This window comes from Tundrisphaera lichenicola, from assembly GCF_051175385.1.
In the GTDB taxonomy this organism is placed as follows: domain Bacteria; phylum Planctomycetota; class Planctomycetia; order Isosphaerales; family Isosphaeraceae; genus Tundrisphaera; species Tundrisphaera lichenicola.
In genome coordinates this window covers 3,179,938-3,199,912 of sequence record NZ_CP195106.1, presented here as the reverse complement: position 1 = coordinate 3,199,912, position 19,975 = coordinate 3,179,938, and the positions used below count along the sequence as shown (strand labels likewise).

Here is a 19,975-nt window from a genome sequence, read left to right as displayed (position 1 = left end):
TTGTGGATGTCGATGCGAAGGTGGCCCGATGGGAAATTTGGGGCTAATCGATTCCAAGTACGGTCCTCCCGCTTTTGATGAAGGGTGATGGACGGCCTCGGAAGTTCCCTCGTCCCTACTTCGCTCCCTTGATCCGGATGTTCCGATATTCGACCACGTTGATCTCTGACTGGAGGGCGATGGGTCCCTTGGCGGGGATTTCGAGGGCTTCTTCGAGGACTTCGCCGTTGCAGGTGCAGCGGGCCTTGGTGCCGGTGACGACCACCTCGATCGCGTTCCAGTCGCCGTCCTTGTAAGCTTCGAGCGTCTTGTAGGGGCCGACCCGAGGGTAGTCGCGGATCTGGAGTTGATGCGCGAAGACCTTGTCTCGCAGGTGCAGGCCGCTATTGGCATCGCGGGAGGCCCGGAATTCCAGGCGGAGGGTGAAGTCTCCGTCGAGCGATTCCAGCGTGTCGATCTCGGTCATCCTGGGGGGCGTGTCCTTCGAACCGCTGATTACCAGTACCCCGTCCTTGACCGCGAACCGTCCGTCTTCGCTGGCCGTCTTGCCCGCCAGATCCGTCTTGCCGAGCCTCCAGCCGGTCAGGTCCTTTCCGTTGAAGAGGGGCCGGAAATCCGGCTCGTCGGCCCGGGCGGCGGCGAGGAGAATGGTCGAGGCGAAGAGCGCCAGGGCGACCGACCGGATGAGCGGTCGTCGATTGGGGCGAATCATCGGGTTGCTCCGGGTATGGATCGAACTTTGCCAGAACCCTCGTTATATTCGAGCCGATCGGGTCGAGCAATCGAGGGCGCGGATGCTCCGGGGTGATTCGCCCCGGGGCCTGGCGGCAGGAGTTGTTTCATGGACGAATCCAATGATCCCCGTGTCTACTTCGCGGCGGAACGGACCCTGCTCGCGTGGGTCCGGACCGGCCTGACCGTCATGGGGCTGGGTTTCGTGGTGGCCCGATTCGGACTTTTCTTGCAGCTCCTGGAACGCGACACAAAGGGCGGGTCTCATATTGGCTCCACGTTGATCGGCGTCGGTCTGGTGTTCCTGGGGTCGGCAGCGATCGCCGCATCCTCCTGGCAGCATTACCGATTCTGCAAGACGCTCGGACCGGGCTCCGAGCCCCGGCCGAGCCTGGCGAGCTGGTCGCTCTGGTTCTCGGCGGCCCTCTCCCTCGTCGGGGCCATCCTCGCGGTTTACATCCTGGTCCGGTCGGGCGGGAAGTGAGCGCGTGTCAGAGCTGCCGTTGGATCACGGGTTAATAGGGATCGCCGATCTTATCTTCACTTCATCGTGTCTCGGCTTAACACGCTTCTTTGAATGTTAGGCCGCGCGAGGGTGGGCGTCTCGATTGTAGGTGGGAAATTTCGTACAACGGAGGACGTCGATGCGTCGCCCGGGTTTCTTCACCTGTTCTTCACGGAAGGCCATCCCATGCCCCGGATCTCCCTCCCTCTCACACCTGAGCCACGCGACGAGGCCGACCGGATCAAGCAACGTCTGATGGCCGTCGTCGAGGAGGAAATTCAAGGAATCGCCGAACTGCTCGCCTCCAAGCCCGACCGCCAGATCCTCGGAGAGGCCGAGTTCCAGGTCCGAGACCGGGTCCACAAGATCGGAGCCCAGGCGATCCAAACCGCTCTCGATGAGCGGAAAAAGGGGGGTACCAAGGCTCCAGTACCGGCTGCCCGAGTTGCCACGGCCCCAGCAAGTTCGTCCGCCGATGCGCCCGGACCGTCGTCAGTCTGATGGGCAGCTTCGTCCTCCGACGGCGCGCCTATTACCATTGCACGGCCTGCCGCAAGGGGCATTGTCCGGCCGACCATGCCTTCGGCCTGGGGACCTCCGAGCTGACCGTCGGAGCCGAGCAACTGGCTGTCCTCTTTGGCACCACGGCCAGCTTCGCCGAGGCCGCCCAGAGGCTCCTGCCCAAGGCCAGCGGGCTCCGCCTGGCCGAATCGACGATCGAGCGGGCCACCGAGGCCGCCGGCGTCCGGCTGGGTCAGGCCCTGGCCGCCGGGGAGACCTTCGGCGGGTTGGCCGACTGGACCTGGACCAAGGATGCCCGTGGCCGGAGCGTCGCCTACGTGAGCGTCGACGCCACCGGAGTGCCGATCCAGGGGCCCGACGGTGTCCAGGCCGAAGGTCGGATGGCCTGGGTCGGCAAGGTCTTCGCCCCCAGGCCCGAGGCCAAGGCCAAGCACGCCGAGCAGGACATCGCCGCGCAGGTCCGACGACCCGCCGCAGACGGACGGGCCCGCTACCTGGCCGGGCTGATGAGCCTGGAGGAGTTGGGCGATCCGCTGCGTCGTCAGGCCGCCCAGGTCGGGATGGACCGGGCCCAGCAGTGGGTGGCCCTGAGCGACTGTGGCAGCGGGGTCGACGACTTCCTGCGGGTGAACTTCCCGCGGGCGGTGCGGATCGCCGACTTCTACCACGTCGCCGAGCACCTGGGCGAGTTGGCCAAGGCGTGGCACCCGGGCGACCCCGAGGCCGTCAAGACCCTCCGTGACGACTGGTGCCACACGCTGAAGCACCAGGGGGGCCGAGCGACCCTGGCGGTGATCGAGGCATTGGACCGGGACGGGCGGTCGGAGCCCGCCCTGGAGGTGGATCGCCAGGTGAGGCAGTACCTCGGCAACCATGCGGACCGGATGGACTATCCGAGCTACATCCAGGCGGGTTGGCAGATCGGCTCGGGTCACATCGAGGCGGCATGCAAGGCGGTGGTCAACGAGCGCTTGAAGCGGAGCGGGATGCGTTGGGGTGAGTCGGGAGCCGATGCGGTCTGCCACCTCAGGGCCCTCTTCAAGGGAGATGCCGACCAATGGGAGGCCTTCTGGACGCCATCCATAAATTGATGCCCCAACCATCCACCACACAAAAGACGCTCACCCGCCGCGCGATTACCCTCCCCGATCCTCGCATAGTGTGATCGAAAGTGGTTGACCTCGCGATATTATCGACGAGTGGTTGCTGATTGCCGATCGCATCGGGAAGAACAAATTGCCAATATCTGGCGGTGTCCCAGGATCAGGCCTCAGGGGTCGCTTGTCGATGGATCTCCCTCACCCCAACCCTCTCCCGGTGGGGGCTTTGCACTATAACCCGATTTTGCACCAAAACAGGATAGGTCTGCACTAAAACCTAACTGACCAGACTTTCAACGATATCATCCGTGCTCGCACGAACAACGGTTCGGGCAGGTACGGATGCTTTATTTGGCGTCGCCCGTCTTCCTGGTCCACCGCTTCGGGCGGTCCCAATTCGGACTCTTGCACTTCGGGCAGACGCGCGGTTTCTCCCCGGCCTGGGGTATCCACTCGTGCCCGCATCGACACCGGCACCCGGTCACTTCCAATGGAACCATGCCGATCGGCTTCGATTCCGCATTGCTGGCCGATTCATCCTTCGCCACGACGGTATCCCCCCGAGAAATATATTCAGGAGTATATACCGGGACTCTTGACCGAGCAAGCCGACGATTGTATACTACATAGTAGATATTCTGTGGTGCAATCGGAGGCCGGGGCGATGGATTCTCGCGAGAAGAAGGGCCAGCAGATCGCCTCCTGTTGCCGGATCAAGAAGGACAAGGATGGCTATTCGGTCCCTTCGCAGATGGGCAAGGGTCGGTACGAAGTGACCCTTGAACCCTATCCCCGATGCACCTGTCCCGACTACGAATTGCACGCCAATAAATGCAAGCACATCTACGCGGTCGAATATTCGATCCGGTGCGAGGTCAAGGTCGAGAGCGACGGCCAGGGCAACGTGACGAAGACCGAGCGTGTCACGGTCACGGCTACCAAGCGGACGACCTACAAGCAGGATTGGCCCGCCTATAACGCCGCCCAGACCGGTGAGAAGGATCGCTTTCAGGAACTACTGGCCGAGTTGTGCCGGGGCGTCACGGAGCCCCCTGCACCCCCAAAGGGCGGGCGTCCTTCGGTCCCCCTGTCCGACCGCGTGTTCTCGGTCGCCTTCAAGGTGTATTCCACGCTGTCGTCTCGCCGGTTCGCGTGCGACCTGAAAGCCGCCCACGAGAAAGGCCACATTTACCGGCTCCCGCACTTCAATAGCGTGCTGAGATTCCTGGAAGACGGCGAGATGACGCCGATCCTCAAGGCCATGATCGCCGAGAGCGGGAGGCCGCTGGCCTCGATCGAGCAAGACTTCGCCGCCGATTCGTCCGGCTTCACGACCAGTCGTTTCGAGTCGTGGTACGACCACAAGTACGGCGTGATCCGCCGCCAGCACGAGTGGGTCAAGGTCCACGTCATGTGCGGCGTGAAGACGAACGTCGTTACCGCCGTCGAGATCCGGGATAAGGATGCTCAGGACGCTCCGCTACTCCCGGCCCTGATGGACTCGACCGCCGATCGATTTACCATGAGGGAAGTCTCGGCCGACAAGGTTTACGCCAGCCTGAAAAATTACGCCGAGATCGCCAAGCACGGGGCCACCCCGTACATCCCATTCAAGAGCAACCACACCGGCCGGGGTGGGGGTCTGTGGGCGAAGATGTACCACTACTTCAACTACAATCGGGACGAATTCTTGACCCACTACCACAAGCGGAGCAACGTGGAATCCGTCTTCTCGATGATCAAGGCGAAGTTCGGCGATGCCGTGCGGAGCAAGACGGACGTGGCGATGAGGAACGAGGCATTGTGCAAGGTGTTGTGCCACAACGTCTGTTGCCTGATCCAGAGCACGCACGAATTGGGGATCGAGGCGAAGTTCTGGCTTGGAGAGCCTGCGATAAGAACCAGGACGTTGGGCGAGTCCTCGGATGAGGATTTAGAAGCTTGGGGCTGGGTTTAGCGATTCTTCGCAGCATGCCGGACCCTGCTGTTTCGGCGAGAGCGGATCGACGCATTCCTCGGTTGACCAAATCGAAATGGCTCATGATGGATTCCGGGGTGGTGCCAGCAATTGGGCGATCAGGGCACCCAGTAGCCGCTTTCCTCTCGCCCGGATGTTGTGCACGAACTCGAAGAAACCCAGGTACAGCGGTAGGCTCTCCTGGGGGATTCCTCGGTGAGGCCGCAGCCACGAGCGGAGCAGCGACCAGAACCCTTCGAGCGTGTTGACATGGACCTCGCAGAAGCCATCGCCATCGTCGTCCCGGGCGAACTCGCCCGCCCCGTGGCAGACCGTCTTGTGGCCATAACCCCACTCCACCAGGCGGCCATAGATGTCGTATTCATCGGTGTAGACCAACGTCCCCTTGGCGATCATCCGATCGATCAGGGGCTTGATGGTCACCTGCTGGACGTTCTCCAGCATCCGGATCACGACCTCGCCTCCACGCTGCAACATCCCGAAGATCGGCGGCTTCTCCTTGGCCAGGGTGCCCCGACCTCGCTCGCCTCTCAGGCGTCGCCTTCGGGGGAGGCGGCCTTTTTTTTGACCGCCTCGGGATGACCCTTATGTCCGGCCACCACATAGACTTCGTCGCACTCGACCTCCCCCTCCAGCACGACCGGAGGACAACGGTCGACCATCCCCTGTCGGAGTCGCTGGATCATGGCCCGGGCATCATCCTTGTTGATGTCGAGTTCCTGGGCGATCTGCAATCCCGAGAGGTTCAGCCCCATCAGATAGAGGCAGGCGATCCAGGTCCTCAGCGGCAGGTGATGGCCGGCGAAGATGGTGTCGGTGAGGTCGTCGAAGCGTCGGCGGCAGCCCCGGCACTCGTAGCGTTGACGGAGTGGCTGAGTGTCGTCCTTGCCGTTCTTGATGACCGAGTCCGAGGAGCACTTGGGACAGGTCACGCCGTCAGGCCACCGCATGCCCCGGATGGTGTCGAAGCACTTGGCGTCGTCGAAGAGATCCTGGATGTTGACCATCGTGCGACGCCTCGGGGCGGGGAAGTCGGGATCAGCGGGGCGGACAGATCGCCCGACCGAGGAGACCGATTGTATCCACTGAGTGGCCCTTGCGGATCACCACCCCGGAATCCATCATGAGCCATCGAAATAATCTACCAGGATATCGTAAGTACACTAGGTTTTCTGCCTCCTACCAACAGGACGGTTGGCTGAACCATGCCGGTCAAACGTCTACCGCTTTTGCAATTGGGGGGTAAAGATCAGTTTGCCTTATACCAATGCCATTACGATCAAATATTCGAAGTCGATCAATTACATGACCCGCTCGGCAGAGTTATATATTTTCCTCCAAATATGTGCCGTCACATATGTTTTACCGGAGATCCGAAATCGGAAGACCCGCGCAATCGAGTGGTCTGGGAACAGGACCGGGCGGAATGCCTGGAATGGCTTCGCGTTGCGCTGGTTGATCCCGGCGAGATTAGGCCCAATCATCAGCAGCCGGCCCATGAAGCCTACTTGCTGGAAGTGCTGCAGGATCAAATCGTAGCCAAATATCCGGCATATTATTATGTGTCTGTCAAACCCGACAAGCTTAACAACAGAGTCATTCTGTTGACCGGATATCCGGTCAATTTCGACTATTGGCTCAGAGCCCGAAGGGGCAACATTCCCATCTGGAAGCGGAAGCGCAGGTAAAAAATGAGGGGCAGGACCCGGCAAGTCCTGCCCCTCGTATACATCCGCAGCAACCCGCCCGGCGGCTATGATTTTTTCGATCTCCCGGCGTGATTTGGTCCCGCCCAGCGCGCTGATGGGAGAACGTTTCCGTGCTACGAGGCTCCCCCGCCGCTAAGCGGAGGCCCAGGCTGCCCGTGTGCCGCAACCTCCCCTTTCGAGGTGGACGCGGTCTCTGCGGAGGGGGCTTGAAGCCGCGGTCAGGCGGCAACCTAATCGGATTCTAGAGCCCGATAGCCAAAAGGGCAATTGCGAAAAATGCAAAATGTCGAATTTCACCAAATAATGAATCTTGTCCGAATCTTACCGAACCGCCAAGGTTTTTGAATTAATCTCTACTAATAATCTAGACTTGCGGCAAAACCAAGACGACGAAGAATGTCGTCTTGCAAAAATCGTGCCAATTATAGAAACATGGAGACGCTATTGACATTACGTCCGAGCCCACTATCCGTTGTACACCGGCGTTGTTCACTAGGTTGATCTTTCGGTCAATGGTCAGACCAGCCTCCTCGCGATATCTTCCTCGACGATCTCCCGGACCGTCAACGCCACGATCGCCTTGCCCGTCCGCTTAAGGTGCCATGTTGCACAGGCACCCGATCCTTGTTAATTTGCCCGGACTACCACTAGGCGATCTCTTCCGGACTATTCAACATGACACGCAACACCCTACTCGCTTGGGCTTTCGTCCCTGTTACGCTCATTGTCGGCGTGGCGGGTTGGTTTCTGCCTGCGGCGAACTCGGTTGTCAAATTGCCCTTTTGGCTCGGCACGCTCATTCTCTTCGTTGTCTCCGGTGCCGCTGGTGGTGTGGTGGCGTTTTTGCAGAAATTCGGGGAAACAGGAGATGCAGATGCTCGTCAAGAGTGGACCAGGGACAACTTTCTCCGGGGTATCGTTGTGAGTGCCACCGGCGGCCTTGGAGGTGCCATCGCCGCCCTTTTCGTAATGATTATCGATGGAAAGATCTCGCGTGGATCAGTCACGAATCCGATGCCCCCTGTTCTGGACGACATTAATGTCTTGTCGTACATCGCCACCGCGTTCGTTTCCGGGTACATCGGATTCAGATTCCTCAAATCGGTTGCCGACAAGTTCGAATTATTGAACGCGGCGAAGTCTGAGGCAAAGAAGGAGGCTAAGGAGGAAGTACAAAGGGCGGTGGAGAGCGTTGAGGAACGAACAAAACGTCTTGAGGCCACCGTCGGCCGAAATCAGGAGATAGACGCTGCCCTTGAACAATTCGGGGCCGCGATTCAAGCGGGCAACGAGTTCGACATCTCCTCGACGCGATCTCGGGTCGAGGAATTACATGAGAAGTATCCGGACGATCGTCGTCTCGCCATCAGGCTTGCTGAATACTACAAGCGGCGAGGAGCAGAGAATTTCAACCTCGGACGATCCATTCAGATCATGGACCGTTGCATTGCCAGTTTCGAAAAATTAGCGAATAAGAATTCGTTCGCCTTGAAAGATTTGTCTGATTTACACTTCAACAGAGCCGGCTACCGGAATCTCATGGCGCGAGTCGAGATTCAACCCGAACGCGCAACACACCTCCGCGTCCAAGCGATCCAGGATCTCGCCATATCGTTTAAGTTGTCGCCAGAAAACGCCCAAGAAGCAGCCGTTGACAGCGATTATTCCGAACTGAAAAACGAGCCCGGATTTTTAGATCTTATGACAAGATACGGAGTCACCGTCGTCCAAGCCGATTCGACCGACGCGACAGGCGACTCTGACGAGTTCTCGGTCGAGACGGGAAGGGTAACGGAAGACACAATCGCCCAACCTCAAGGCTGAGATCGGTCGTCGTAACGGTCTCTTCCCGCAACCTGCAATGAATCAGAAGAAAGAGCCGCGAGGTCCGTATAGACCTCGCGGCTCAGGTCTTGAGATTGGGAACGTCAGCGAAAATCAGACGGTCTTGGTGTACATGGCCTATCTCCTGGCGATCGGGGCTCGAAAGCCCTTTGATGATACGTACGATCGGCCTCCCAAGCAAGGACTTGGAAGTCTTTCTTTCTTCCCTCTTACCAACTATACGTCCATCGGTCAACACGAGTTCAGAAAATTTTTCCGTTCGTAACGTGCTGCACGACCATCATTCCTAAGTCGGCGTAACCCGTTAACCTTCCCCCGCTTTGCCATCGCGCCCCCATCGCCATCATCGCAATCGTCACGATCGTCCGACGAGACAAGGGCGGGTGGATGGACGCATAGGCTAGAACTAAAGTCCACTTCGGACTTGTGGTGTTCGGGGCTCATTAGTTAGTTTGCACCAAAACCTCTCCCCCTGCACCAAAACCACACGTAGTGGACAGGGTTGCAGTGCAAAGCCCCTTCCGGGAGAGGGTGGCCGAAGGCCGGGTGAGGGTCCCCTCCGATCCGCCTGACGGTCGAGACCTGATCCAGGGATATCCTCCGAAAACGAACGCCTGGATTTGTCGAAACGAACTTCTCTCACTGTATTTGTGGCCGCTCGGGCTCGTCAAAACAGGCCGCCCCGCTCCGATAGGTTTGGAGGCGGCCGTTTCCTCGAAAGGTGATCGCATGCCGGCCGACTCCCTCTTGTCGAAGGTCGAATCCCTCCCCCGCTCGACGTCCGTGCTGCCGGCGAACGCCAGCGTCGGGCGACGTTGGAAGCTCCGTCGAAACCTGGTCATCTACATCGCCAGCCAGCAGGGGGCCTCGCGGCGCCTGCAGGGAGACGTCTTCGACCTCCCGCATTCCCGGATCTCGGCGATCATCAAGGAATTCCGCGAAAAGTACGCCACCTGATACGGAATCTTCCGGATGAGTTATCATAGGGGGATCTCCTACTTCCACGGAGGTTCCCCATGGCGAACGAACGACTGCCCATCGTCCTGCACCTGCCCCCCGAGGAGATCGCTCGCCGCTATCGCGCGTGCCGCTCCGGCATCGAGAAGACCCACTGGCAGGTGATCTGGCTCCTAACTCGCCCGGACCAGCCGCTCAGCCCGGCTCAGGCCGCCCAGCAGGTCGGCCTGACTCCGGTCTGGGCCCGCGCCTTGCTCAAACGCTGGAATGCCCAGGGGCCCGATGGCCTGGGCGACCGGAGGGCTACCACCAACGGCGGCCAGAGCAAGCTCACCCCCGAGCAGCAGGTCGATCTCTGGGCCGCCCTCCGCCAGTCGCCGCCCGACGGCGGGCTCTGGACCGGGGCCAAGGTCGCCACCTTCGTCCGCGATCGCTGGGACGTCCACATCCGCAAGCAGACCGGCTGGAGATGGCTGCGTGGCCTGGGCTTCTCGCTGCAGGTCCCCCGACCCCGACATCCGGAGGCCGCCACGCCCGCTTCGCAGCGGGCGTGGAAAAGACGCCCTGGCCGATCGAGTCGCCCGCCTACGTCGGGAGCACCCCGGCCGAGTGGTCGAGGTCTGGGCCGAGGATGAGGCCCGGCTGGGGCTCAAGCCGATCACCCGTCGGGTCTGGGCGGTGCGAGCCCATCGGCCGCTCTCCTATGGCCGGACCAAGTACCAATGGGCCTACGTCTACGGCTTCGTGCACCCGGCCAGCGGGCGGAACCTGGAGCTGATCCTGCCCTCGGCCAATACCGACTGGATGGGCCTGGCGTTGGAGGAATTCGCCCGCTGGGCCGACCCGGCCGGGGAGAAGTTGCTGGTGCTGATGGTGGACAACGCCGGCTGGCACGTGGCCAGGAGGCTGGCGATCCCGGTCAACGTGGTGCTGCACCGACTGCCGCCTTGCACGCCGGAGCTACAGCCGGTCGAGCCGCTCTGGCCGCTGGTACGCGAGGCGGTGGCCAACCTGGGGTTCAACGACCTGGCCACGATGCAGGTCCCTGTCCTGGATCGGTGCCGATGGTTGATCGACCACCCCGAGGTCGTCCGCGGAGCCGTCGGCTTCAGCTGGGCGGTCGAGCTCAATGGTTAGTCATCCAGGGGATTCGGTATGACCTGGGATTTCGATGGAAACCAGCAGACGATCCTGCATCTTTCCGACCAACGGGGTCAGACCCGATGAGTACCCAGCCGGACGAATCGACGCGGCTCCGGATCCGCGATGCCGCGATGGTCGCCGGAGCAGGGCGACTGGATCGCCCCCCGAGCTTCGGGGCGCCCTGCCTGCTCGCTCAGACGAAGAAGATCGCGACTTATCCGACCGCCGCGGGGAGCTTCTTCGCATGCTCGCCGCTCACCCTCATGGGCCTCGAGGTCGAGGGAGGGCCGGGATCGATCTCGGTAGGTCCCTCGACCTTCTTCGCCCTCAATCTCGGCTCCGCCGTGCCCCCGGTCGGGGCCAACGTCCTGGCAACTTTCGTCGACAGCCGGTGGGTCTTCCGCTTCGACGGCTAATCCCGACCGGTCGCGATCAGGCGATCTCGACCTTGGCCTGACCCGCCTTCACGCATTCGAGCTCTGCCAGGCAGCTGCAACCCTCGGGGAGTTCCGCCTCCTCGACGATCATGTTGGGGATGTTATCCTTGATGGCGAATCGGACGCCGCATTGGCTGCAGATCAAGCTGTCCCCTTCGCGTCTGAGGGGGACTCGGCCCATCGGGCAGACCAGCAGCGAGAGGAATTGGTCACTTACCATCGGCGAGTAGATCCTTCTTCGGTCGAAGGGCGACCGTCGTGATGGGAGGGGAAGCGGGAGACCCTGTCGCTTCGTCGCATTATGAGACGATTGGCGTCCGGGGGGAAGTCGAATCCGGACTCGATCGCGTCCGCAAGCAGGACCGAACAGGGTCGAAGGATCTATGGCCGCATGATCCGGATTAGTTATACTATCGATCGAACCTGAGGTCCGAAACACCCGAACCTCGAATGATGGGCCATCGGGATGTGCCGAGCCCCTCATTTCCTCACGGGTTGAATTGCGAGATCCATGAACACCTACGTCGTCCGGTACGGCCAGATGCGGCATATCGGCGAATACGAGGGTGTGGAGGGTCTGACCCATCTCCGTGGGGAGAAAGTCCTGGTCCGGAGCGATCGGGGGACCGAGATGGGGGAAATCCTCTGTCAGGCGACCGAACGCACGAGTTCCTTCCTGGAAAATCCATTTCGTGGCCAGATCGTCCGGGTGGCGACACCCGAGGACCTGGTCGAGGAATCCCGCCTGGCCGAAGCCTCGATCCGGGGCCTGGCCACCTGTCGCGAATTCGCCGGTAAGCGAAGGTTGCAGATGGACCTGGTCGACGTCGAGGTGATCTTCGGCGGCGAACGGATGGTCTTCTACTACGTCTCGGAGAAGAGGGTCGATTTCCGGGAACTCGTCAAGGACCTGGCGCGGGCCATGCAAACTCGAATCGAGATGCGGCAGATCGGCGTCCGCGACGAGGCCAAGCTTCTCGCAGACTATGGAGATTGCGGCAAGCCGGTCTGCTGCAACACCCACCTCTCGCGGATGCCGCCGGTCTCGATGCGGATGGCGAAGGTCCAGAAGACGACCCTGGATCCCTCGAAGATCTCGGGTCGTTGTGGTAGACTTAAATGCTGCCTGCGTTATGAATTCGACACGTATCGGGCCCTCGAGAGAGAATTACCCCCGATCGGATCGCGAGTGATCACTCACCGGGGACAAGGTCGAGTCCTCGCCCAGGAAATCCTCGCCGGCAAGGTGGTCGTCGAATTCGACGACCACCGCAGGATCGTCGTGAGCCGCGACGACATCGTTGGCGTCGAGAAGTCAAAATTTCGACCAGCTCAGGATGAGGATGACGATCGCATCGAACCGTGAGAGTTCGATGTCCAGGTGCGAGAGGGACTTATCGATGAGCCTTCGCGATGAACTGGCGGGGGTGCTGGCACGCGACCCACGCTACTCGATCCATGCCTACGCTTTCATCTTCGAGGCCATCGAGCACACCAAAAGTCTCAAGAAACGCGCCCAGGCCAAGTCGCGAGGCCGTCGACCGACGCGGTCGCGTCACGTCACGGGCCGTGAGCTTTGCGAAGGGGCCCGGCTCCTGGCCCTGTCCCACTACGGCTTGCTGGCCAAGGCCGTCCTCAATCAGTGGGGAATTCGATCGACGTCCGACCTGGGCGAGATCGTCTTCAATCTGATCGCCTCGGGAGACCTGGAGAAGTCCCCGACCGACTCACGAGGCGACTTCGATCATGTCTTCGACTTCGAAGAAGCCTTGCGTCGCGATTTCGTCCTGGCCCTGGACGACGTCGCCTGAAACCCTGGAGGCCAGCCGAATGGATCGTCAACGACTCCGGTTCTTCCTCGCCCTGGCCCTGTTCCTCGGATGGGTCCTCGCCCTGGGCACCCTGGCCTGGCTCTCGGGAGAGAAACCCCAACTCCGCGCCTCGGCCCCTGTCGAGCGTTGAGGGCCTGCCGAATCCCGGTCGGAAGGCGGTCGGATTGATGGCGTGGACCTGGACACCCGAGCGTCGGGACGAACCGGAACTGATGGACGCGCCGGGGCTCCCCGAAGCCGAGGTCGAGGACGCCTATCGGGTCCTCCGACGCGTCAACAGTCAACTCGGGAACCTCCGGACAATGCGCCGGGAATTCTCCCGATTCGTCCGCGAGGACATGCCGGGTCGCGCGTCCTTCACCTTCCTCGACGTCGGCTCCGGTTCGGGAGACATCGCGGTCGCACTCCGCGACCTCGTGCCGGACCGCGCGGGCCCGGTTCTCGCGCTCGACCGTGATGCCCAGGCCGCCTCCGCAGCCCGGACCCGGTCCCTGGCCGCCATTCGTGGCGATGCTCTCCGACTTCCGTTCGCGGATCGATCGATCGACCTGGTCACCGCCGTCAAGTTCGCCCACCACTTCACCGGGCGACCACTGGGTCGCCTGGTCGAGGAAATGGCCCGAGTCGCTCGCCATCGAGTGATCATCCTCGATATCCGTCGAGACTGGTTCGCCTACTGGGGTTTTCGCGTCTGGAGTTCGATCCTGACCCGGAATCGCCTGGTCCGGCACGATGGACCGCTCTCGGTCCTCCGCGGATTCACGAAAGAAGAGCTGATCGCCCCGGTCTCGTCGATGACGGGATGGAGCTGGACGGTCCGCCCCTATCTTGGCTTTCAACTGGCGCTGGTCGGACGGCGCGTGTCGGCGGATTCCGAGTAATTCGCGACTGGTGGAGCGTGTGCCTCGGCGAGCCGTCATCACCTCGGATATTCCTCGGGAGCGAGGTCGCCCCCGGAAAGAGCACGGCGAAGTTCCAGAAATGGCTCGACGGAAAAATGACCGTTGCGGCCGCTGGGATTGGGGAGCACCCAAAGCCGTGATCCCGAGATCAATTCGGCCTGGAGCCCCATCCTGGCCTGCGGGCGGTGATAGGCCGACCGATAGGCGGTTATCCCCAGCAGTGCCAGGATCTTCGGACGATAGTGTTGGATCTTTCGATCGAGGAGACGGCCCCCTTCGGTGAGTTCCTCCGCGGATAACTCGTCGGCCGCGCCCGTCGCCCGGGCGACGACGTTCGTGATGCCAAGACCGAGGTCGATCAACCCTTGATCCTCGAATGGATCGAATCGTCGATGAGTGAAGCCAGCGGAGTGGAGCGTGGGCCAGAACCGGTTGCCGGGCCTGGCAAAGTGGTGCCCGACGGCCGCCGAGTAGAGGCTCGGATTGATCCCGGAGAAGAGAATCTGGAGTCCGGGTCCAATTACATCCGGAATCGTCCCGTCCTGGGCCGCCGCGATTTGTTCGGGAGTTGGCCTCCAGGGGGAATTCACTTTCGATACTCCACGAGGGTTGTCCGGAAAATGAGGCTTGCTTGCCCGTTCGGACCGTGTTTCGTTTGAGCAAATCGACGAGTTTGCCAAAAAAGTCGATGTATTCGCTGGATAATTCGTAAAATTCCCAAAGCACGCAAACGGTGATACCGTATAATAGATCGACCCGGTCGTGGCCGACGTGTACCCGGTCATCTCGGCTGAGTCGGTCCGGGATCACGAAACAAGGGAGATTGCTTCAATGAGTGGCTGCAAGATGTTCGGCTGGGTCACCGCTGCGGTCCTGAGCGTTGGGATGGCCGAAGTCCAGGCCCAGTCCAAGCAGATGCCGGAAGCGGTGCCCCCGGCCAAGACGATGCCGGCCCCGGTAGCGCCGGCCAAGTCGGCTCCGGCCCCGGAAGCTCCGGCCAAGACGATGCCGGCCCCGCAGGCCCCGGCCAAGACGATGCCGGCCCCGCAGGCCCCGGCCAAGACGATGCCGGCCCCGCAGGCCCCGGCCAAGACGATGCCGGCCCCGGAAGCTCCGGCCAAGACGATGCCGGCCCCGGAAGCTCCGGCCAAGACGATGCCGGCCCCGGTAGCGCCGGCCAAGTCGGCTCCGGCCCCGGAAGCTCCGGCCAAGACGATGCCGGCCCCGCAGGCCCCCGCCAAGTCGGCTCCGGCTGCGGCTCCCCAGATGCCCTCCAAGACGATGCCGGCCGCTCAGAGCTGATCTATCGCTTCTGGTCTCCGGTACCAAATCGTAACCCCGGCCGCGATGGCGGTCGGGGTTTTTTTGTCGATGCGAAGCAGATAATCGGAAGTCCATGATCAGGCAGCACCATCGCGTTTGTGTGTGCAACCTATTTCTCATGGACGAATTGCGCTGCACAGCCTCGCCGACGAGCCCTGAGCTCGATCCTGGCCCATCACCGGGATGACTCCCGGTGATGGATTCGGGATCCGGGAGTTGACTGGCGGGTTGTATCCGCTTGCGGTACACTCTTATCACTTAGGAAGGCGTCCGGGGTGGCGCCACTTCGGCGGGTCGTTGACTCACTTGTGTGATCTCGATCGCCTCTTTGGCGGCCCACATGGCATCTGGCCCATCCCTCGAGAAGGGCTTGGCGGGAAGCGTCGTCAGGGCGAATCAGTGGCTTTGCCCGGTCTGTCCAGGCCGATGCGGCCCGATCCGACCGAAGAAAAGTCACGGTAAGCGACCGAGACGAGGGGCAGCCCTTGCTGATCGTTTCGATGAGGAGTGGATCTTCGCTATGATGATTTATGTCGGTAATCTGGATTACGCGGTCACTTCGGACGAATTGCGGGCGATCTTCGAGCCATTTGGCGCGGTCGCCATGGCGGAAGTTCAAGTCAAGGCTCGGACCGGTCAGTCTCGCGGTTTCGGTCTGGTGGATATGCCTCGCCAATCCGAAGCGGATGCGGCGATCGCGGCGTTGAATGGCAGCGACTTCCGAAGCCGGGCGCTGACCGTCAATGAGTCGCGACCCCGGCGGACCGTCCGCGACCTGTATGCCGGCGGTGGCTGGTTCGGCGGCGGTCACGGAGGCTGATCTAAGCCCGGCGGTCAGGCCCTGGCCGATCCTCGATTCCTGAAGTGTATTCCCTTCCGGCCTCCCCTCGGGGGCTGGCGGGGATCCTACTTCGTCCTCACGTAACTTCCCGGCTCGAGCCCCGAAGAACTCCGACGAAATTGGCTCGGGCGGTTATTCCAAGTCCCTGGTTTGTTCGATGATAGGCCGAGGTGGATGGGGGAGTTGTTTCGCGCGAGGCGTATCGCCGCGCGCCTTCGAGATACGGGACCTGAATCATCCTGGGCGCGTCCCCCGAGTCTGTTATGACCAAGACTGATCGCGAACGTAGCCTGGCGGTTTTCGTCGACCTCGAAAATCTCGCCATGGGCTTCCAGAATCAGCGTAAGACCAAGTTCGACATCCAGAAGGTCCTGGAGCGGCTGGTCGAGAAGGGAAAGCTGATCGTCAAGAAGGCCTACGCCGACTGGAGTCGGTATCAGGCCTATACCGCGCCGTTCCACGAGGCCGCCATCGAGCTGATCGAGATCCCTCGGCGGAGCCAGACCGGCAAGAATTCGGCCGATATCCGCCTGGTCGTTGACGCGATGGACCTCGCCTGGAGCAAGCCGCACGTCGATACCTTCGTCATCGTCTCGGGCGACTCCGACTTCTCGCCGCTGGTCTCCAAGCTCAAGGAGAACGGCAAGCACGTCATCGGCCTGGGCATGAAAGGTTCGACCTCGGAATTGCTCCGCGACAACTGCGACGAGTTCATCTATTACGAGGACCTCGAACGCCAGGAGCAGGACGAGCAGCAGATCGCGACCAACCTCTACGCCGACATGCCCGATCGGAAGCGAGAGGTCTACACGCTCCTGGTCGAGGCCTGCAACGCCCTCCGTCGCGAGAATCACGAGATCCTCTACGCCTCGATGATCAAGGACACGATGAAGCGTAAGAAGCCGTCGTTCGACGAGAGCTACTATGGCTATCGGAGCTTCACCCACCTCCTCGAAGAGGCGGATAACCACGCGATCGTCGACATCGAGCGCAATCCCAAGAGCGGGACCTATGTCGTGACCCGTTTCGGCGAGCGCGAGGCCCCCAAGGTTCCCGGCGATCGTCCCGCCGGCCGACGCTGATCTGGATCGATCAACGGGTCAGGAAATCCCAAAGGATACGGGCGACCTTCTCGTAAGCGTTGGTCCACGCTCCCTCGCGGAAAAAGCGGACCGGTTGGGCGGGGTCGCCGATGAATGGCCGGAGGCTCCAACCCATCTGGATCCCGACGAAAGCATAGAGGATCAGCCAGATCCTCAAGAGCCAGCGATGCCTCGGGTCCCGGGCGATCAACGGTCGGTACGACCGTCGGAGGAGCACCTGGGCTCCGCCGCTAGCGACGGCGAAGATCAGGGCATTGAACAGGATCGCCGCCCGATAGTCCCCGAAGGAGGCATACCAGAATGCCGTGATCGGGGCCAGCGAGACCAGGATGATCGTCAGTCCGGCCTGCGACGCCAACACCGCCCGCCAGGCAGCGGCGAAGTCGGAGCGTACGCCCAGCAGCGTGTTCAGGATGAAGTAACTGGGCAGGCTCAGCCCCACCGTCGCGAGCAAGAGCAGTGGCACCTTGATCGCCGAGAAGGCGACCTGGCCGGACCTCCCTCCGAAGGTCCCCATCACCCCGCCATAGATCAAACCACAGCCCAGGACGACTTGCCACGCTCCGGTGGTCGGGCGACCCCGGAGAATCTCCTCGATTCGTCCGCGCAACTGCCTCACGAGAAAAGACTCGAGAGGGCGTGCAGGACTCCCTGGAAGAAGTTGGAATCGCGGCCGCGGATCCAGGCGAACTCGAGATTCGGGTCGCCGATGAACGGGCGGAGGACCCAGCCCATCTGCGCACCGACCAGGCTGAACAGGATGACCCAGCAGCGGAAGATTGTCTTCACGTGACGGTCGAGCATCCGGTCATCCAGCGGATCGAGGGCACCCGGTGGGGTGACATTCCCCCCCTCGGCTTCGCCGACTCTCAGAGATTCCAGGCCTTGTCGCAAGTCCTCTCGCTCCACGTCCTCCCGGGCTTTATCGGGCTCGCCGCCGTCGAGGATTTCCGGAACGTGATCCTCCTTCGCATCGCGAGGAGCCACGCTCAACCGATGTAAGGTCTGGAGCAAGAAGGAGAGCCCCAACGCCCCCGAAACCGCGAAGACCACGACATTGACCAGGACCATGAACGGGTAGGACGTGGTGCTCAGCGAGAAGAACGCGACGATCGGACCCAGCGAGGCCAGCACCGCCATCATCACGCCCAGGGCCGCCACCAGGAGCCGGATCACCGAATCGACGACCAGGCGGGATCCCACCAAGGCATTGGAAACATAGAGCGAGGGCAGGGTCACTACGAGCGTCAGAACGAAGAGCGCGGGCACCTTCAGGGTGGAGGCGACCAACTGGAGGTAAGAAGGGCCGCCCGCCTTGAAGAGCCCGAAACTCCCCATGCATGCCCCATAAAGCATACCCAAGATCAATAAAACCAGCGACAACCCTCCCACCGATACGTCGATCGTCCCTCGACTCAGCGACGAGATCCGGGTCGCGTCCCCCCGCAAGATCCGGTCCAGATCCTTCCACCAGCGAATCATGTGCAACCCCCGATCGAAAGCCGACACGCCCGGTCACGACGAGCGAGCGTCGCCGGAAGGTCTATACTTTGTTCGGCAAAGCTCGCGTTGTCAAGGACGCGTTGCCGGGCCGAGATGATTCTTCGATCGCGGATGTGGAATCAAGGGATCGCGAATCCTAGCCGCCGGAGGATCGTGGTCAGGGCGATCATCGGCACGCCGACGATGGCCGAGTGGTCCTCGGAATCGATCCGGTCGAACAGGGCGATGCCTCTCGCTTCGAGCTTGTAAGCTCCGGCGCAATCCGTCGGGCAGTCCGCCTCGACGTAGCGTCGGATCTCTTCGTGCGTAAGCTGGCGTAAAGCCAGCCTCGTGATGTTGGTGTGGGCGTAGGGTGTGCCGCCCTGGATCACGACCAGGGCGGTGATCAGCTCGTGGGATCGTCCGCTCATGGACATGAGCTGCTCGACGGCCCGCTCGGGGGTGCCCGGCTTGCCCAGGATCGAGCCGCCGGAGGCCACGAGCTGGTCGCCCCCGATCACGACGGCATCGGGTTCCTGGCGCGCGACCCCCTCGGCCTTGGCCATCGCCAGCCGTTCGGCCAGTTCACGGGGGGGGATGGCCCCCCATTCTCGCTTGAGGCTTTCCTCATCGACCGGCGGGGCGACCGCCCGGAACGGCACTCCGAGCCGCTCGACCTGGGCTCGGCGGTAGGGCGAGGTGCTGGCCAGGATCAGGTCGAGTGGCATGAGACTTCCTCGATGGGGCGATCGATCCGGGATGGAAGCCGGCCAGGATCCGCTATACTGGAATCTTCGGGAGAAGGCCGACCCGATGAGAACCGGACGAGGTGATCCGACCATGACCGAACAATCCAAGGCGGTGGTCCTGCTCAGCGGCGGGCTCGACTCGGCCACGGCCCTGGCCGAGGCGAAGGCATCGGGGTTCGAGGTGTATGCCCTCACGGTCCTCTACGGGCAGCGGCATGCCATCGAGCGAGACGCCGCCCGCGCGGTGGGCAACGCCCAGGGGGTGTCCCGGCATCTGGAGTTGGAGGTCGACCTCCGGCCGTTCGGGGGGAGTGCCCTGGTCGGCGACGGCGAGGTCCCCAAGGACCGCCCGGCCGATGAGATGGCCCACGGGATCCCGGTCACGTACGTCCCGGCCAGGAACACGGTCTTCCTCTCGCTGGCCCTGGCCTGGGCCGAGGCCCTGGGCGCGTTCGACCTGTTCGTGGGGGTCAACTGCGTGGATTACTCGGGCTATCCCGATTGTCGTCCCGAATACCTCCGGGCCTTCGAGACGATGGCCAATCTGGCGACCAGGGCCGGGGTCGAGGGGACCGGACGGTTCCGGATTCATGCCCCGCTCCTGACGATGACCAAGGAGCAGATCATCGTCAGGGGCCGCGAGTTGGGGGTCGACTATTCCCTGACCCACTCCTGCTATGACCCCTCGCCAGAGGGCCTTTCCTGCGGACGATGCGATGCCTGCACGATCCGCCTGGCCGCGTTCGAAAGGCTCGGGCTGCAAGATCCGGCGGGCTACGCGGGGCTCTGACGATGACGGATTCCCGATCTCGAAG

At 62.0% G+C, this 19,975-nt stretch carries 23 protein-coding genes and 2 pseudogenes; 18 read left to right on the top strand and 7 right to left on the bottom strand.

Annotated elements, in window-relative coordinates:
- Positions 1 to 115: 115 nt before the first annotated feature.
- On the bottom strand, positions 116 to 712 hold the full coding sequence (locus P12x_RS12695) for a 3-keto-disaccharide hydrolase (protein ID WP_435011233.1): 597 nt from the start codon (positions 710 to 712) through the stop codon (positions 116 to 118).
- Between the two features lie 129 nt (positions 713 to 841).
- Here P12x_RS12695 and P12x_RS12690 point away from each other — a divergent pair, with 129 nt between their 5' ends.
- The 4 genes and pseudogenes from P12x_RS12690 to P12x_RS12675 all read left to right on the top strand — a co-directional run bounded on the left by P12x_RS12690 (position 842) and on the right by P12x_RS12675 (position 4,816).
- Positions 842 to 1,216: a YidH family protein gene (locus P12x_RS12690; RefSeq protein ID WP_435011232.1), complete on the top strand. Its 375-nt coding sequence runs from the start codon at positions 842 to 844 to the stop codon at positions 1,214 to 1,216.
- A gap of 207 nt (positions 1,217 to 1,423) precedes the next feature.
- Entirely contained in the window at positions 1,424 to 1,738 is a 315-nt protein-coding gene (locus tag P12x_RS12685; RefSeq protein ID WP_435010354.1) for a hypothetical protein, read from the top strand.
- Positions 1,714 to 2,850 (top strand): annotated as a pseudogene (locus P12x_RS12680) (ISKra4 family transposase); the annotation flags it as partial. The gene P12x_RS12685 and the pseudogene P12x_RS12680, both read left to right, overlap by 25 nt.
- Before the next feature lie 673 nt (positions 2,851 to 3,523).
- Complete coding sequence (locus P12x_RS12675; protein WP_435011231.1) at positions 3,524 to 4,816, top strand: transposase; 1,293 nt, start codon at positions 3,524 to 3,526, stop codon at positions 4,814 to 4,816.
- 81 nt (positions 4,817 to 4,897) lie between these two features.
- Here the strand turns inward: P12x_RS12675 and P12x_RS12670 are convergent.
- Positions 4,898 to 5,844: pseudogene (locus P12x_RS12670) on the bottom strand (IS1595 family transposase).
- Between the two features lie 198 nt (positions 5,845 to 6,042).
- On the opposite strand from P12x_RS12670, the gene P12x_RS12665 reads away from it, so the two are divergent.
- The 6 genes from P12x_RS12665 (at position 6,043) to P12x_RS12640 (ending at position 10,907) form a co-directional block, all read left to right on the top strand.
- Positions 6,043 to 6,525 carry a hypothetical protein gene (locus P12x_RS12665; protein ID WP_435011230.1) on the top strand — a complete coding sequence of 161 codons (483 nt, stop codon included), beginning with the start codon at positions 6,043 to 6,045 and terminating at the stop codon, positions 6,523 to 6,525.
- A 696-nt stretch (positions 6,526 to 7,221) separates the two neighbouring features.
- On the top strand, positions 7,222 to 8,370 hold the full coding sequence (locus P12x_RS12660; protein WP_435011229.1) for a hypothetical protein: 1,149 nt from the start codon (positions 7,222 to 7,224) through the stop codon (positions 8,368 to 8,370).
- Between the two features lie 750 nt (positions 8,371 to 9,120).
- A complete protein-coding gene (locus P12x_RS12655) occupies positions 9,121 to 9,348 on the top strand; it encodes a hypothetical protein (protein WP_435011228.1) in 228 nt (75 codons plus the stop codon).
- Positions 9,349 to 9,407: 59 nt separating this feature from the next.
- Complete coding sequence (locus tag P12x_RS12650; RefSeq protein ID WP_435005114.1) at positions 9,408 to 9,983, top strand: winged helix-turn-helix domain-containing protein; 576 nt, start codon at positions 9,408 to 9,410, stop codon at positions 9,981 to 9,983.
- Positions 9,958 to 10,485, top strand: coding sequence for a transposase (locus tag P12x_RS12645; protein ID WP_435005113.1), 528 nt, complete (start codon positions 9,958 to 9,960; stop codon positions 10,483 to 10,485). Before P12x_RS12650 ends, P12x_RS12645 begins: the two co-directional genes overlap by 26 nt.
- Positions 10,486 to 10,571: 86 nt before the next feature.
- Positions 10,572 to 10,907: a hypothetical protein gene (locus P12x_RS12640; RefSeq protein WP_435011227.1), complete on the top strand. Its 336-nt coding sequence runs from the start codon at positions 10,572 to 10,574 to the stop codon at positions 10,905 to 10,907.
- A 16-nt stretch (positions 10,908 to 10,923) separates the two neighbouring features.
- On the opposite strand, the gene P12x_RS12635 is transcribed toward P12x_RS12640, so the two are convergent.
- Complete coding sequence (locus tag P12x_RS12635) at positions 10,924 to 11,148, bottom strand: Trm112 family protein (protein WP_435011226.1); 225 nt, start codon at positions 11,146 to 11,148, stop codon at positions 10,924 to 10,926.
- A gap of 291 nt (positions 11,149 to 11,439) precedes the next feature.
- On the opposite strand from P12x_RS12635, the gene P12x_RS12630 reads away from it, so the two are divergent.
- Genes P12x_RS12630 through P12x_RS12615 form a run of 4 tightly spaced genes read left to right on the top strand, consistent with a single transcriptional unit; the run spans position 11,440 to position 13,641 of the window.
- Positions 11,440 to 12,294 (top strand): PSP1 domain-containing protein, encoded by an 855-nt coding sequence (locus P12x_RS12630; RefSeq protein WP_435011225.1) that lies wholly within the window; start codon positions 11,440 to 11,442, stop codon positions 12,292 to 12,294.
- A gap of 34 nt (positions 12,295 to 12,328) precedes the next feature.
- On the top strand, positions 12,329 to 12,739 hold the full coding sequence (locus tag P12x_RS12625; RefSeq protein WP_435011224.1) for a Minf_1886 family protein: 411 nt from the start codon (positions 12,329 to 12,331) through the stop codon (positions 12,737 to 12,739).
- 19 nt (positions 12,740 to 12,758) lie between these two features.
- Positions 12,759 to 12,890 (top strand): hypothetical protein, encoded by a 132-nt coding sequence (locus P12x_RS12620; RefSeq protein WP_435011223.1) that lies wholly within the window; start codon positions 12,759 to 12,761, stop codon positions 12,888 to 12,890.
- Positions 12,891 to 12,927: 37 nt separating this feature from the next.
- Positions 12,928 to 13,641: a methyltransferase domain-containing protein gene (locus tag P12x_RS12615; RefSeq protein WP_435011222.1), complete on the top strand. Its 714-nt coding sequence runs from the start codon at positions 12,928 to 12,930 to the stop codon at positions 13,639 to 13,641.
- Positions 13,642 to 13,679: 38 nt separating this feature from the next.
- Here P12x_RS12615 and mug read toward each other — a convergent pair whose 3' ends face one another.
- Positions 13,680 to 14,252: a G/U mismatch-specific DNA glycosylase gene (gene mug, locus P12x_RS12610; RefSeq protein WP_435011221.1), complete on the bottom strand. Its 573-nt coding sequence runs from the start codon at positions 14,250 to 14,252 to the stop codon at positions 13,680 to 13,682.
- Positions 14,253 to 14,493: 241 nt separating this feature from the next.
- Here mug and P12x_RS12605 point away from each other — a divergent pair, with 241 nt between their 5' ends.
- The 3 genes from P12x_RS12605 to P12x_RS12595 all read left to right on the top strand — a co-directional run bounded on the left by P12x_RS12605 (position 14,494) and on the right by P12x_RS12595 (position 16,908).
- Entirely contained in the window at positions 14,494 to 14,964 is a 471-nt protein-coding gene (locus tag P12x_RS12605) for a hypothetical protein (RefSeq protein WP_435011220.1), read from the top strand.
- A 541-nt stretch (positions 14,965 to 15,505) separates the two neighbouring features.
- A complete protein-coding gene (locus P12x_RS12600; protein ID WP_435011219.1) occupies positions 15,506 to 15,805 on the top strand; it encodes an RNA recognition motif domain-containing protein in 300 nt (99 codons plus the stop codon).
- Between the two features lie 284 nt (positions 15,806 to 16,089).
- Entirely contained in the window at positions 16,090 to 16,908 is an 819-nt protein-coding gene (locus tag P12x_RS12595; RefSeq protein ID WP_435011218.1) for an NYN domain-containing protein, read from the top strand.
- Positions 16,909 to 16,918: 10 nt separating this feature from the next.
- Here the strand turns inward: P12x_RS12595 and P12x_RS12590 are convergent, their stop codons facing one another.
- From P12x_RS12590 to P12x_RS12580, 3 genes are all read right to left on the bottom strand, one after another.
- A complete protein-coding gene (locus tag P12x_RS12590; RefSeq protein ID WP_435011217.1) occupies positions 16,919 to 17,548 on the bottom strand; it encodes a hypothetical protein in 630 nt (209 codons plus the stop codon).
- Positions 17,545 to 18,411 carry a hypothetical protein gene (locus tag P12x_RS12585; RefSeq protein WP_435011216.1) on the bottom strand — a complete coding sequence of 289 codons (867 nt, stop codon included), beginning with the start codon at positions 18,409 to 18,411 and terminating at the stop codon, positions 17,545 to 17,547. The genes P12x_RS12590 and P12x_RS12585 overlap by 4 nt, the downstream gene beginning before the upstream one ends.
- Positions 18,412 to 18,551: 140 nt before the next feature.
- The gene (locus P12x_RS12580; protein WP_435011215.1) at positions 18,552 to 19,139 is read right to left on the bottom strand and encodes a Maf family protein; all 588 of its coding nucleotides are present in this window, start codon (positions 19,137 to 19,139) and stop codon (positions 18,552 to 18,554) included.
- Positions 19,140 to 19,224: 85 nt separating this feature from the next.
- Between P12x_RS12580 and queC the strand changes: the two genes are divergently transcribed.
- The gene (gene queC / locus P12x_RS12575; protein ID WP_435011214.1) at positions 19,225 to 19,950 is read left to right on the top strand and encodes a 7-cyano-7-deazaguanine synthase QueC; all 726 of its coding nucleotides are present in this window, start codon (positions 19,225 to 19,227) and stop codon (positions 19,948 to 19,950) included.
- The last annotated feature ends 25 nt before the right edge of the window (positions 19,951 to 19,975 follow it).

Bases quoted from the DNA above. Each gene is read 5' to 3' on its own strand.
- P12x_RS12695 (WP_435011233.1), bottom strand. From the start codon at position 712: ATGATTCGCCCCAATCGACGACCGCTCATCCGGTCGGTCGCCCTGGCG.
- P12x_RS12690 (WP_435011232.1), top strand. From the start codon at position 842: ATGGACGAATCCAATGATCCCCGTGTCTACTTCGCGGCGGAACGGACC.
- P12x_RS12685 (WP_435010354.1), top strand. From the start codon at position 1,424: ATGCCCCGGATCTCCCTCCCTCTCACACCTGAGCCACGCGACGAGGCC.
- P12x_RS12675 (WP_435011231.1), top strand. From the start codon at position 3,524: ATGGATTCTCGCGAGAAGAAGGGCCAGCAGATCGCCTCCTGTTGCCGG.
- P12x_RS12665 (WP_435011230.1), top strand. From the start codon at position 6,043: ATGCCGGTCAAACGTCTACCGCTTTTGCAATTGGGGGGTAAAGATCAG.
- P12x_RS12660 (WP_435011229.1), top strand. From the start codon at position 7,222: ATGACACGCAACACCCTACTCGCTTGGGCTTTCGTCCCTGTTACGCTC.
- P12x_RS12655 (WP_435011228.1), top strand. From the start codon at position 9,121: ATGCCGGCCGACTCCCTCTTGTCGAAGGTCGAATCCCTCCCCCGCTCG.
- P12x_RS12650 (WP_435005114.1), top strand. From the start codon at position 9,408: ATGGCGAACGAACGACTGCCCATCGTCCTGCACCTGCCCCCCGAGGAG.
- P12x_RS12640 (WP_435011227.1), top strand. From the start codon at position 10,572: ATGAGTACCCAGCCGGACGAATCGACGCGGCTCCGGATCCGCGATGCC.
- P12x_RS12635 (WP_435011226.1), bottom strand. From the start codon at position 11,148: ATGGTAAGTGACCAATTCCTCTCGCTGCTGGTCTGCCCGATGGGCCGA.
- P12x_RS12630 (WP_435011225.1), top strand. From the start codon at position 11,440: ATGAACACCTACGTCGTCCGGTACGGCCAGATGCGGCATATCGGCGAA.
- P12x_RS12625 (WP_435011224.1), top strand. From the start codon at position 12,329: ATGAGCCTTCGCGATGAACTGGCGGGGGTGCTGGCACGCGACCCACGC.
- P12x_RS12620 (WP_435011223.1), top strand. From the start codon at position 12,759: ATGGATCGTCAACGACTCCGGTTCTTCCTCGCCCTGGCCCTGTTCCTC.
- P12x_RS12615 (WP_435011222.1), top strand. From the start codon at position 12,928: ATGGCGTGGACCTGGACACCCGAGCGTCGGGACGAACCGGAACTGATG.
- P12x_RS12605 (WP_435011220.1), top strand. From the start codon at position 14,494: ATGAGTGGCTGCAAGATGTTCGGCTGGGTCACCGCTGCGGTCCTGAGC.
- P12x_RS12600 (WP_435011219.1), top strand. From the start codon at position 15,506: ATGATGATTTATGTCGGTAATCTGGATTACGCGGTCACTTCGGACGAA.
- P12x_RS12595 (WP_435011218.1), top strand. From the start codon at position 16,090: ATGACCAAGACTGATCGCGAACGTAGCCTGGCGGTTTTCGTCGACCTC.
- P12x_RS12585 (WP_435011216.1), bottom strand. From the start codon at position 18,411: ATGATTCGCTGGTGGAAGGATCTGGACCGGATCTTGCGGGGGGACGCG.
- P12x_RS12580 (WP_435011215.1), bottom strand. From the start codon at position 19,139: ATGCCACTCGACCTGATCCTGGCCAGCACCTCGCCCTACCGCCGAGCC.
- queC (WP_435011214.1), top strand. From the start codon at position 19,225: ATGAGAACCGGACGAGGTGATCCGACCATGACCGAACAATCCAAGGCG.